The organism is Salegentibacter maritimus (genome assembly GCF_016236975.1).
Taxonomy (GTDB): Bacteria; Bacteroidota; Bacteroidia; order Flavobacteriales; family Flavobacteriaceae; genus Salegentibacter; species Salegentibacter maritimus.
In genome coordinates this window covers 237,530-249,625 of record NZ_JAEHNY010000003.1, presented here as the reverse complement: position 1 = coordinate 249,625, position 12,096 = coordinate 237,530, and the positions used below count along the sequence as shown (strand labels likewise).

The 12,096-nt window shown below is 37.6% G+C and carries 12 protein-coding genes; 9 read left to right on the top strand and 3 right to left on the bottom strand.

Annotation, left to right across the window (positions count from 1 at the left end; all coding sequences use genetic code 11):
* Window positions 1–21: 21 nt before the first annotated feature.
* The 8 genes from I6U50_RS04770 (at window position 22) to I6U50_RS04735 (ending at window position 8,070) form a co-directional block, all read left to right on the top strand.
* Window positions 22–1,179: an aminotransferase class I/II-fold pyridoxal phosphate-dependent enzyme gene (locus I6U50_RS04770; RefSeq protein ID WP_198638031.1), complete on the top strand. Its 1,158-nt coding sequence runs from the start codon at window positions 22–24 to the stop codon at window positions 1,177–1,179.
* Between the two features lie 82 nt (window positions 1,180–1,261).
* Entirely contained in the window at window positions 1,262–1,684 is a 423-nt protein-coding gene (locus tag I6U50_RS04765; RefSeq protein WP_198638030.1) for a putative signal transducing protein, read from the top strand.
* A gap of 72 nt (window positions 1,685–1,756) precedes the next feature.
* Window positions 1,757–2,374, top strand: coding sequence for a dethiobiotin synthase (gene bioD / locus I6U50_RS04760; protein ID WP_198638029.1), 618 nt, complete (start codon window positions 1,757–1,759; stop codon window positions 2,372–2,374).
* Between the two features lie 176 nt (window positions 2,375–2,550).
* Window positions 2,551–3,816, top strand: coding sequence for an adenosylmethionine--8-amino-7-oxononanoate transaminase (gene bioA, locus I6U50_RS04755; protein WP_198638028.1), 1,266 nt, complete (start codon window positions 2,551–2,553; stop codon window positions 3,814–3,816).
* Window positions 3,817–3,983: 167 nt separating this feature from the next.
* A complete protein-coding gene (locus I6U50_RS04750; RefSeq protein WP_198638027.1) occupies window positions 3,984–5,141 on the top strand; it encodes a beta-ketoacyl synthase N-terminal-like domain-containing protein in 1,158 nt (385 codons plus the stop codon).
* 75 nt (window positions 5,142–5,216) lie between these two features.
* The gene (bioB, locus tag I6U50_RS04745; protein ID WP_198628643.1) at window positions 5,217–6,308 is read left to right on the top strand and encodes a biotin synthase BioB; all 1,092 of its coding nucleotides are present in this window, start codon (window positions 5,217–5,219) and stop codon (window positions 6,306–6,308) included.
* Between the two features lie 14 nt (window positions 6,309–6,322).
* The gene (locus tag I6U50_RS04740) at window positions 6,323–7,192 is read left to right on the top strand and encodes a cupin-like domain-containing protein (protein WP_198638026.1); all 870 of its coding nucleotides are present in this window, start codon (window positions 6,323–6,325) and stop codon (window positions 7,190–7,192) included.
* Window positions 7,189–8,070: a cupin-like domain-containing protein gene (locus I6U50_RS04735; RefSeq protein ID WP_198638025.1), complete on the top strand. Its 882-nt coding sequence runs from the start codon at window positions 7,189–7,191 to the stop codon at window positions 8,068–8,070. Before I6U50_RS04740 ends, I6U50_RS04735 begins: the two co-directional genes overlap by 4 nt.
* A 48-nt stretch (window positions 8,071–8,118) precedes the next feature.
* On the opposite strand, the gene I6U50_RS04730 is transcribed toward I6U50_RS04735, so the two are convergent.
* The 3 genes from I6U50_RS04730 to I6U50_RS04720 form a co-directional block, all read right to left on the bottom strand.
* Window positions 8,119–8,598, bottom strand: a complete 480-nt coding sequence (locus I6U50_RS04730) for a regulatory protein RecX (RefSeq protein ID WP_394370609.1) — start codon at window positions 8,596–8,598, stop codon at window positions 8,119–8,121.
* A gap of 124 nt (window positions 8,599–8,722) precedes the next feature.
* On the bottom strand, window positions 8,723–10,261 hold the full coding sequence (locus I6U50_RS04725) for an Rne/Rng family ribonuclease (RefSeq protein ID WP_193711441.1): 1,539 nt from the start codon (window positions 10,259–10,261) through the stop codon (window positions 8,723–8,725).
* 307 nt (window positions 10,262–10,568) lie between these two features.
* On the bottom strand, window positions 10,569–10,877 hold the full coding sequence (locus I6U50_RS04720) for an HU family DNA-binding protein (RefSeq protein ID WP_255351554.1): 309 nt from the start codon (window positions 10,875–10,877) through the stop codon (window positions 10,569–10,571).
* A gap of 126 nt (window positions 10,878–11,003) precedes the next feature.
* Between I6U50_RS04720 and mutY the strand changes: the two genes are divergently transcribed.
* Complete coding sequence (gene mutY, locus I6U50_RS04715; protein WP_198638024.1) at window positions 11,004–12,059, top strand: A/G-specific adenine glycosylase; 1,056 nt, start codon at window positions 11,004–11,006, stop codon at window positions 12,057–12,059.
* The last annotated feature ends 37 nt before the right edge of the window (window positions 12,060–12,096 follow it).

Genomic DNA, 12,096 nt, shown 5'->3' with positions numbered 1-12,096 from the left:
TTAAAGTTGTAGTTTTGCAAAATGCAGGAATTACCTTTAAAATTAGCTAAAAGTTTAGAGAATAGAAAGCAGGAAAGGGCTTTTAGAGTTCTTAACTCATCATCATCCCTTATAGATTTTTCTTCTAATGATTATCTTGGGTTGGCTTCTTCCGACAAAATTTACCATAAGGCCCATGACGTCTTAAAGCAACATAATATTCTATATAATGGAGCCACCGGTTCCAGGTTGCTTTCCGGTAACCATAAGTTGTATGCGTTAACCGAAAACCTTTTGGCAGAATTTCATCAAACTGATGCAGCATTAGTTTTTAATTCTGGCTATGATGCTAATCTTGGCTTTTTTGCTTCGGTTCCACAGCGTGGAGACTTTATTTTTTACGACGAGCTTGCACATGCTTCCATTAGAGATGGTATTGCAATTAGCCATGCCAAGGCCTATAAGTTTCAACATAACAGTATAGAAAGCCTTCAAAATAGGCTCTTAAAGATAGATAAGCAGGAGGGGGCAGCAATATATATTGTTACAGAATCTGTTTTTTCAATGGATGGTGATATGGCACCTTTGGAAGAGCTTGCTAAAATTGCAGAAAAATTCAATGCTTTTTTAATAGTAGATGAAGCCCACGCTAGCGGTATTTTTGGTAAAAAAGGGCAGGGTTTGGTTCAGGAGCTTGGAATTCAACATAAAGTTTTTGCCCGCATAAACACATTTGGCAAAGCTCCCGGTTGTCACGGAGCTGTAATTTTAGGAAGTAAGAGCCTAAAGGATTACCTGATTAATTTTTCAAGAAGTTTTATCTATACCACAGCCTTACCACCACATTCGGTGGCGACTATTCTGGTGGTTTACCGTGAGCTTTATCGTGGAATTTCACAAATACAAAGCTTAAAGAACAATATTCATTATTTTAGAGAACAAGTAGTAAAAAATAATTTGGAGAGTGCTTTTCTTGAAAGTAAATCGGCTATTCAAAGTTGTATAATCCCAGGAAATGACCAGGTGCAATATGTAGCCCAAAACATCAATAAAGAAGGTTTTGATGTAAAACCTATACTCTCTCCAACCGTACCAAAAGATAAAGAAAGATTAAGATTTTGCATTCATGCTTTTAATTCGGAAGAGGAAATTAACCGGGTTTTAAAAATACTCGCTAAATTACTGATATCACCAGTATGATATTGAATCCTGAAATTCGCTGTAACAGGATTAATTATATGGCGGTGCTTGATTCTCATTTTATGATAAACTATTTAAAGACATGAATACTTTTGTAAATATTGCCAGGTTTCAATACTCGTCTGAAGCACAAATTGTAAAAGGAAAGCTACAATCTGAAGGAATACAGGTGTTTTTGGTAGACCAGGTCCTTATAGATACAGATCCTTTGGTGAGTCAGGCTGTTGGCGGCATAAAATTAAATGTTTATACTGAAGATGAGGAGCGCGCCCGGGCAATTTTAAAGGAGATAGAAAGTTACTCTTTGGATGATGAAGGGAGGCCTGTGATTTGCCCAAAATGTGAGAGTGCTCTTGTAAAAGTTTATACGCATATTAAAGATGTGCGTTCTTTCTTGGCTTTTTTATTTTCATTTCTCACCTTCGCACTGCCCATTCACTATAAATACGATTATCACTGCGAAAACTGTGAAGAAAATTTCAGCTTAAACGAACAAGAAAATTGATATAAAATTAGTTTTATACCAAACCTTATTGAGTATAGAAGAATTCCTTATTAGAGATTGAATTTATAAATAATGAAACATACTTATTTTGTTACCGGTATTGGCACCGAAGTTGGAAAGACCCTGGTTTCGGCAATTTTAACCGAAGCATTAGAGGCAGATTACTGGAAGCCTATCCAGGCGGGAGATCTTGATAATTCAGATAGCCATAAAGTACAAAAATTAGTTTCTAATGCTAAAACCGTTTTTCATAAAAATAGCTTTGCGTTAAAAACACCGATGAGCCCCCACGCAGCGGCAGAAATTGATGGGGTGAAAATTAATGCTGAAAATATTACCCGGCCTGAAACGAAAAACAATCTTGTGATTGAAGGTGCCGGAGGTCTATTGGTACCTATTAGTGATAAAGAGACGATAGCCGATTTAATCCTGCCCGGAGATCGTATCATCCTGGTTTCCCGCCATTACTTAGGGAGTATTAATCATACTTTGTTAACTATAGAAGCTTTAAAATCGCGAGGCTTGCACTGTTTCGGAATTATATTCTCTGGTGAAGAAAATAAAACCACCGAATCTATTATTGAGAAAATGAGTGGTGTAAACATTCTTGGAAGAATAGAACAGGAACCCTATTTCGATCAAAATGTGATTAAAGAATACGCTGAGATATTTAGAGAGAAATTGAAATAAATTAAAAGTAGAGGTTGTTTAAAAAGTCTAATTTTGTCAACCTGAACCTTCCCGTCCTTTCTGGCGGGCTTGCTTCAGCTTCTAAAAAGTTCTAAATACCACAACTTAGATTCTGAAATAAATTCAGAAAGACGATTTAAAAAACTTTTCCAGACAACCTCCTGAGAATATATAAAATGAATTTAGTTACCCGAGATCAAAAACACCTTTGGCATCCTTTAACCCAACACAAAATTTCCCCTAAAGCGCTGCCAATAGTAAAAGCAAAAGGAAGTATACTTTATGCTGAAGATGGAAGCGAATTTATAGATGGAATTGCTTCCTGGTATACCGCCATGTATGGACATTGCAATGAATATATTACCGCAAAGGTTGCAGAGCAAATGCAAAACCTGGATCAGGTAGTATTTAGCGGATTTACCCACGAGCCCGCAGTAAAGCTTTCAGAAGAACTTATTAAGATTTTGCCGGGCAATCAGCAGAAACTGTTTTTTAATGATAATGGTTCTACTGCCACCGAAATTGGAATTAAAATGGCTTTGCAATACCATCATAACCAGGGTAACAATCGCAATGTGATGCTGGCTTTTGAAGAAGGTTTTCATGGCGACACTTTTGGCGCTATGTCTGTTTCCGGGCTTTCGGTGTATAATGGTGCCTTTGAAGAGCATTTTATTGAGGTTTTGCGAATTCCGGTGCCAACGGGAGAAAATAATACTGAAGTAATTTCGAAACTCAAAAACCTTATTTCTGAAAACAATATTGCAGGTTTTATCTATGAACCTTTGGTGCAGGGAGCTGCAGCAATGAAAATGCACGACGCTGCAGGCCTAGATGAAATCCTGAAAATTTGCAAAGAGCATGATGTTGTTTGTGTAGCCGATGAGGTGATGACCGGCTTTGGAAAAACCGGAAAAAATTTCGCTTCAGATTATTTGCAGAATAAACCAGATGTAATGTGCCTGTCTAAAGCATTAACCGCCGGTTTGCTGCCTATGGGGCTAACCACCTGTTCGCAAAAAATCTACGATGCTTTTTATGATAATGATATTTCAAAAGGCCTATTTCATGGGCACACCTATTCTGCAAATCCACCGGCTTGTGCTGCTGCCATTGCCGGAATAGAATTATTGGTTTCCGAAGAAATTCAACAAAAAATTAAATCGGTTATTAAATCTCACCAAAGTTTTGATGAAAAAATAAAAGGTCATCCCAGGGTGACCAATCGTCGTCAACTAGGCGTGATCTATGCCTTTGATTTAAATGTGAAAATGGAGCGTTATGGTAGTCTAAGAGATCAACTTTTTAAGCATTTTATGGATAATGGTGTCTTTTTAAGACCGCTTGGAAATACCATTTATATTTTGGCGCCTTTTACCATATCGCAACCCGAATTGGATAAAATCTATCAGGTTATTGAAAAGTTGTTGAATACCATTTAAAGAATAATTTAAGTTTGTGGGGCTTTAAAATGATGTTTCAAAATTTATTGGCACTGCCAAAGGGTGTAATATCCCGAAGTAGTTTTTTGATTGCAATTAATATTTTGTACTGAAACATTTAGTGATTGGTGCTGCAGACTGTATTTTTGCTGAAAAATTATTTTCTTTTGAAATCACCCGTATATATATCTTCATTAAGTTCTGTTTCTGCTCTAGGTCAATCCAGGGCAGAAATTTGGGAGAACTATAAAAAGCCAAAACATTTTATTAACAAGCATCAATTTGAAAAAACCGAAGCTTTTGCGGCTTTTTTACCGGAACAAGTACAAGAAGCTATAAAATCGCTTCGTGGCCAGGAACTTAATTATAAAAAGCTGGACGACTCGGTTTTGTTTGCTATCTATTCGGCTAGAAAAGCTATTAAAGAAGCAGGTTGGAAAGATGAGAAGGACATTGGTGTGAATATTGGTAGTTCCCGTGGTGCTACCGGATTATTTGAAAAATACCATCAGGAATTTTTAGAGACCGGAAAAGCGGCTACACAAGCTTCCCCTTCTACTACTTTAGGAAATATTTCTTCCTGGGTTTCGCAAGATCTTCAAACGAAGGGGGCTGCATTTTCACATAGCGTTACCTGTTCAACAGGGTTACATGCGGTGGTAAATGCCATTGCCTGGATGCAAGCGGGTTTTGTGAATAAATTTCTGGCCGGTGGGAGTGAAGCTGCTTTAACAGCGTTTACAATTGCCCAAATGAAAGCGATGAAAATTTATGCTTCAGAAGATCTCGATTTCCCATGCCGTGCCCTGGATATGGGGAAAAAGCGAAATTCCATGATTCTTGGGGAGGCTTCGGGAATTTTGGCACTTCAAAAGGAAAATTCTGAAAATGCCATCGCTAAAATTACGGGTATTGGCTATGCCACAGAAACTTTAAAGCATAGTGTTTCAATTTCTGAAAACGGAGAATCTTTACAAAGAGCCATGAAAATGGCCATTGGGGAAAAAGATTTTTCAAAGATTGATGCGGTGGTGATGCATGCGCCGGGAACCATAAAAGGAGACCTTTCAGAAGTAAATGCTATAAAAGCCCTTTTTGGTGAAAATACGCCCGCAATAACCAGTAATAAATGGAAGCTGGGGCATACATTTGCTGCATCAGGAATTCTTAATATAGAACTTGCAGCTTTAATGCTTCAACATCAGGAATTTATTGAAGTTCCTTTTTCTGAAATTAGCAAGACACCGGCACGTCTGGAAAATATTTTAGTGAATGCCGTTGGTTTTGGCGGAAACGCAGTTTCCGTTTTAATAAGTAGAAAGTAATATATTTAGAAATCTTTCTATACTGAAGCTATATTAAAGCGCAGTTTTATTTATTTTTGAATCAAATCTATTTTTATGGCCACAAGACATAACTGGACAAAAGAAGAAATTCTAGAAATATACAATAAACCATTAATGGAGCTGCTTTATGAAGCGGCTACTGTACATAGAAAAAACCATGACCCCAATACGGTTCAGGTTTCAACTTTACTTTCTATAAAAACCGGCGGTTGCCCCGAAGATTGTGGATACTGCCCACAGGCTGCCAGGTATCATACCAATGTAGAAGGAAACGACCTTATGAGCGTGAACCAGGTAAAAGCCCAGGCCTTGCGTGCTAAGGAGTCTGGAAGTTCCCGGGTTTGTATGGGGGCTGCCTGGAGAAACGTAAAGGATGGTGAAGAATTCGATTCGGTTTTAGAGATGGTAAGAACTATAAATAAACTGGATATGGAAGTGTGCTGTACCCTGGGAATGATTACCGAAAACCAGGCGCAGCGTCTTGCTGAAGCCGGTTTGTATGCTTACAATCACAATCTGGACTCTTCAGAAGAATATTATAAAGAAGTGATTTCTACCCGTGGCTACCAGGATAGGTTAGATACCATTGGGAATGTTAGAAAAACTAACGTTACGGTTTGTAGTGGTGGAATTATAGGAATGGGGGAAAGTGTAGACGACAGGGCAGGAATGCTGGTAGCTCTTTCAACTTTAAGTCCGCAGCCGGAATCTGTACCGATTAACGCTTTGGTGCCCGTTGAGGGAACCCCTATGGAAGAGCAGGAGCCCGTTTCTATTTGGGAAATGGTGCGAATGGTTGCTACTGCAAGGATTGTAATGCCTGAAACCCAGGTGAGACTTTCGGCAGGAAGAACCCAAATGAGTAGGGAAGGGCAGGCCATGTGTTTCTTTGCAGGGGCAAACTCGATCTTTGCCGGAGATAAATTGCTTACCACGCCAAATCCCGATGTAAATGAAGATATGGAACTGTTTAAATCTTTAGGTTTGAACCCTCAGAAAGCATTTGAGAAAAAGGAGCAGCCTAAAAGTGTTTCAGCTGAAGAATCTAAATATCAGAATTTAGGTGAAAAACCAAAATGGTCAAGGCCCGGGCATACTATTGAGCGCAATGTAGAAGCCCAACAAAAGTCTAAGGCCAAGGCTTAAAACATTATTCAACTTTGAGATTGAATCTGCAAGACATACCGCGGGTTAAAAACCTTTCAAAAGAAGAATTTTTGAAAGACTATTTTATACCCGAAAAACCGGTTGTTTTTGAAGCACTTTCATCTAACTGGCCGGCAACAAAAAAGTGGGATTTTGATTATTTTAGGGATAAAGCCGGGGATGTTGTAGTGCCGCTTTATGATGGTAAACCGGCAAAAGGCCGGCAAAACTCCCATGGCCCGGCTATGAAAGTCCCTATGCGCGAATACATAGATGTTCTTGAAAAAGGCCCAACAGATCTTAGGATGTTTTTCTTTAACCTGTTGCAGAATTGTCCGGAGTTAATTGATGATTTTCAATATCCAGATCTTGGGGTGAAATTCTTTAAAAAGTTGCCTGTTTTATTTGTGGGAGGCGAAGGCAGTAGTGTGGTGATGCATTATGATATGGATCTTGCCAATAATTTTCATTTCAATTTTGTAGGCGAAAAAAGGGTGATTCTATATCCTCCTTCTGAAACTAAGTTTTTATATCACGTTCCGCACTCTATTGTGAGTATGGAAATTATAAATATGGATGCCCCAGATTTTGAAAAATATCCGGCTTTGGCCAAAGCAAAGGGTTTTGAGGCTACTTTACAACATGGAGAAGCCTTGTATATTCCCAGTAAATGGTGGCATTATATTAAGTATGAAACTGCAAGTTTATCTATGACGCTGCGGTCATTGCCTCAAAAGCCGGGACGTATTGCCGAGGTGCTTAGAAATTTGCTTATTACCCGAAATTACGATAATTTAATGCGTAAGATAAAGGGGCAGGATTGGATAGATTACAAGAATAAAAAAGCGATTGAAAATACGCACAGAAGTGCCGGAATTGAATGATGGAGAAGGAAGAGAGTTTACACCTGGAAGCCATACCCAGGCTTAAAACTATTTCTAAAAAAGACTTTTTAGAAAATTATGTACGTCCGCAAAAGCCCGTGGTTATAGAGCATCTAGTAGATGATTGGCCTGCTGTGCAAAAGTGGGATTTAGATTATATAAGCGAGGTTGCGGGCGAAAAAGTGGTTCCGTTGTATGATGACAGGCCTATTAATTCAAAACAAAAATTCAACGAGCCACATACAGAGATGAAGATGGCAAATTATATAGAGCTGCTTAAATCTGGGCCAACCAATTACCGTATTTTTCTTTATCATTTATTAAAAGAAGTGCCGGTTTTGCAAAACGACTTTAAATTTCCCGATCTCGGAATTCGATTTATAAAACAGTTGCCCACATTGTTTTTTGGTGGTGAGAACTCTAAGGTGTTTATGCATTACGACATCGATTTTGCCAATATTCTTCATTTTCATTTCCACGGAAAAAAACGATGTATAATTTATCCTCCTTCAGAGGGAAAATATTTGTATAAGGTTCCGCACGCACTTATCTCCCGTGAAGACATCGATTTTAATAATCCTGATTTTAAGAAATTCCCGGTTTTAAAAAAGGCCAAAGGCTATGTAACCGAATTGAATCACGGAGAGGCTTTGTATATGCCCGAAGGTTATTGGCACCAAATGACTTATGTAACGCCCGGTTTTTCTATGAGTTTAAGGGCTACGCCCAGAAGGCTTGCCAATTTTTCTAAAGCGGTTTATAATCTGGTGTTTATGCGTAATTTTGATAACTATATGCGCAAGCTAAGAGGCCAGAAGTGGATAGATTATAAAAATGAGCAAGCTATAAAACGAACCCATAAAAGGAATAAGATTTAAAATACCTGCAAACCTTACAGTTTTCTATACTAGTGAGGTCTATAAGAGCTACTCTAAGAGCTCATTTACCACTTCATAAACCAGATTGCTCTCATAGCCTTTGCGAAGCAGAAAATCGGCTAATTTTCGCTTTTTTTTAAAAGAATCTGGTTCTTTAAGTAAATCAAGTTTTTTTTTGGCCAGTTCGTATAAAGTAGCGTTATATTTTTCCTGTTCTATTTCGGTGAGTGCTATTTTAATGATGGGCGAAGAAATTTCCCTGAATTTCAATTCCTGTTTAATTTTAATTTTCCCCCATTTTTTAATTCTGAATTTTCCTCTTACAAAACTACGGGCAAAACGTTCTTCATTTAAAAAATCTTCCTGCATTAACTGTATAATAATTTGCTCTTGCGCAGCGGGGATCATATTCATTTTATTTAGTTTTTCCTCAACTTCTTTATGGGAACGATCGCGGTAAGCACAAAACTGCATCAGTTTAATGGTTGCTTCTTTAATTGTGTATGACTCCTGGGATGTTTTCAAAATTTAAAATTAAAGAATCAAATTTAAGGCTATAAAAGTAAAAATTAATAGTAGTGGAATCAAATTTGAATTTTCAGGATTAAGCATAAAAAAACGCCTTCCGAATTTTCGAAAGGCGTTTTTAAGATTAAAGGATCTCATTTCCTTCTCTATCGTGAAAATGATATTCCATATACGTGTAAGCGTCTCTTGGTAAAATTTTCACCCATCGTTTATGGTCTAAAAACCATTGCGAGCGGGGAGATGGAAAGCCTTTGGTTAAAAAGGCTGCAATAAATGGGTGCGCACTCAAAGTGATCTTTTTGTGATCTTTCTTAATGAGTTTTTCCAGGTCGGTTTTAATTTTGTTTATTAAAAGAATTGGTGCTTCAATTTCACCAGTACCGTTGGGATTTTCCTCACGGGTTTTAATATTCATTTCCGGCCTTACGCGTTGTCTTGTAATTTGTATCAACCCAAATTTACTCGGGGGCAAAATCTTATGTTTTGCACGATCGTCACTCATTTCGTTTCTAAGGTGATCAAACAGGGTTTTGCGGTTTTCGGCTTTGCCCATGTCTATAAAGTCTACCACGATGATACCCCCCATATCACGTAAACGCAATTGCCGGGCTATTTCTGTGGCGCTAATCATATTCACCTCTAATGCGGTATCTTCCTGGTTTCTGGATTTGTTGGAACGGTTCCCACTATTTACGTCTATTACGTGCATAGCTTCGGTGTGTTCTATTACCAGGTAGGCGCCTTTGCTCATAGAGACGGTGCGCCCAAATGAAGTTTTTATTTGTCTTTCGATACCGTATTTTTCAAAAATTGGAACATTAGATTGATATAATTTAACAATCGATTCTTTGCTTGGGGCGATTTCGCCCACATAGTCTTTAATTTGAGTATAAAGCGTCTCATCATCTACGGTAATAGAAGTAAAAGAGTCGTTAAAAATGTCTCTTAACAGGGAAGAAGCCCTGTTTAATTCTCCTAATACTTTAGAGGGATGATGTGGCTTATACATCTTTTTGCACATTCCTGTCCAGCGACCCATTAAATTTTGAAGGTCTCTGTCCAGTTCTGCTACTTTTTTGCCTTCGGCTACGGTTCTAACAATAATCCCAAAACCTTTGGGCTTAATGCTTTTTACCAATCTTTTTAACCGGTCTTTTTCTTCTTTGCTTTCAATTTTTTGTGAAACCGAAATGCGATTAGAAAAGGGGACCAATACAATATAACGACCCGCAATAGAAAGCTCTGAGCTTATTCTTGGGCCTTTGGTAGAAATAGGTTCTTTAACAACCTGAACCAGTAACGACTGATTTGACTTTAAGACGTCGGTAATTACCCCGTCTTTGTCAATATCCTTTTCGAATGTAAAATTCTTTAAGGAATAATCTTTTAATTTACCTGTGCTTACACGTTTTATGAACTTAAGCATAGAAGAAACCTGGGGGCCGAGATCATGATAGTGTAAAAAACCATCTTTCTCGTAGCCAACATTTACAAATGCGGCATTTAACCCGGGTACGGCCTTCCTAATTTTAGCGATAAAAATATCGCCAACATTAAATTTGTTGCCGTCTTCATCTTTGTTGAGTTCAATAAGTTTTCCATCTTTCAGTAAGGCAAAATCTACAGCAGAGGATTCGGACCTAATAATTAATTCTTTGTCCACACTCTATTAGATTTATATCTATAGCTGCCTAAGCAGTTACAGATGGATTAAACATTATTTTATCACAGGGTTTTAATCCTGAAGAAACCCTAAGCTTGTGAATTAATAAGCTAGGTTTCAATTTCAATGAACGTTTTAAACAAAAAAAGTAGTATGAAAACTACTTTTTCTTGTGGCGGTTAGCTCTGTTTCTTTTTTTACGCTTGTGCGTAGCTACCTTATGTCTTTTTCTTTTTTTACCACTTGGCATAGTGTTCCTTTTTAATTAATAAATTATTTTATAGCGAAACTATTTTAGAGTTTCAATTTACTTAACTTCTACGTTAGTTTTTACTCCTTCTACAAAAATTTTAGCCGGTTTAAAGGCCGGAATGTTGTGTGCGGGAATTTTAATTGTTGTGTTCTTAGAGATATTTCTTCCGGTTTTTTCGGCTCTTGTTTTTACAACAAAGCTTCCAAATCCTCTTAAATATACGTTATCTCCACTTTCTAATGAAGTTTTAACCTCATCCATGAAGGTTTCAATAGTAGCCTGGACATCACCTTTTTCCATTCCTAATTTTTCTGAAATGTTTGCTACAATATCTGCTTTCGTCATTTTCGTACTATTTAATATTATAAATTGGGATTTCTATATTTTTCAAGGGCGCAAATATAAGAATTAAATCTGCAATATTTCAAGCCTAATTCATTAAATAATAACGGAATAAACTTTTAATATTGCATCAAGTCTATTTTGTATATGGTTTTTTCTAAAGTCTTGATTAATTGGTATTTGAGGAATAAACGCGAACTGCCCTGGCGCAAAACCAGCGATCCTTATCGTATTTGGTTAAGCGAAATTATGCTTCAACAAACCAGAATAGCGCAAGGTTTGCCCTATTATTTACGTTTTATAAATGCTTTTCCAAGTGTTTTTGACCTAGCTAAAGCTAAGCAGGAGCAGGTGTTAAAATTATGGCAGGGGCTGGGCTATTATTCGCGCGCAAGAAATCTACATGAAAGTGCTAAATATGTAGCCGATGAACTAAATGGTGTTTTTCCGGGCTCTTATAAAGAACTTAAAAAGTTAAAAGGGGTTGGAGATTATACTGCGGCTGCGGTTGCTTCTATTAGCTATAATGAACCTGTAGCGGTAGTGGATGGAAATGTTTACAGGGTTTTATCTCGCTTTTTTGATGTAGATACACCTATAAATTCTACATCAGGTATTAAAGAGTTCAGGGCTTTGGCTGAAGAACTTCTGGATAAAGAAGACCCTGCTACTTTTAACCAGGCCATCATGGAATTTGGTGCATTACAATGCAAACCGCAAAATCCGCTTTGTGAGACTTGTCCTTTAAATTTGGCCTGTCTGGCCTTGAAAAAGGATAAAATTAAGGATTTGCCGGTTAAGTTGAAGAAAACTAAAATTAAAAAACGCTACTTTAATTATTTAGTAGTGTATTCTGAAGAAAATAAAACCTTGCTTCAGCAAAGAACCGGGAAAGGAATTTGGAACGGTTTATACGAGTTTCCATTAATTGAAACTGAGAAGCCGGTAAGCGATAAGGCTTTCCTTTCCGAAGAAAATTTAAAGGAGATTTTGGGAGAACAAAAGATGTCTTTGCAGTTGCATAATAAAAAACCCGTGGTGCATAGGCTTTCACATCAACATATTTATACGCATTTTTGGTGGGTGAAAGCTGAGAGAGTAGGTGGAGAGGGAATTCCTGTAAAGCAGGTTAAGAATTATCCCGTTCCGGTTTTAATTGCTAATTTCATTGAAGAAACCGGGCTGGAGACCTATTCTGTATAATTTGTTTAAAGTTTTATGGGGTTTGGCTTTAAATAGC

Bases quoted from the DNA above. Each gene is read 5' to 3' on its own strand.
- I6U50_RS04770 (WP_198638031.1), top strand. From the start codon at position 22: ATGCAGGAATTACCTTTAAAATTAGCTAAAAGTTTAGAGAATAGAAAG.
- I6U50_RS04765 (WP_198638030.1), top strand. From the start codon at position 1,262: ATGAATACTTTTGTAAATATTGCCAGGTTTCAATACTCGTCTGAAGCA.
- bioD (WP_198638029.1), top strand. From the start codon at position 1,757: ATGAAACATACTTATTTTGTTACCGGTATTGGCACCGAAGTTGGAAAG.
- bioA (WP_198638028.1), top strand. From the start codon at position 2,551: ATGAATTTAGTTACCCGAGATCAAAAACACCTTTGGCATCCTTTAACC.
- bioB (WP_198628643.1), top strand. From the start codon at position 5,217: ATGGCCACAAGACATAACTGGACAAAAGAAGAAATTCTAGAAATATAC.
- I6U50_RS04735 (WP_198638025.1), top strand. From the start codon at position 7,189: ATGATGGAGAAGGAAGAGAGTTTACACCTGGAAGCCATACCCAGGCTT.
- mutY (WP_198638024.1), top strand. From the start codon at position 11,004: ATGGTTTTTTCTAAAGTCTTGATTAATTGGTATTTGAGGAATAAACGC.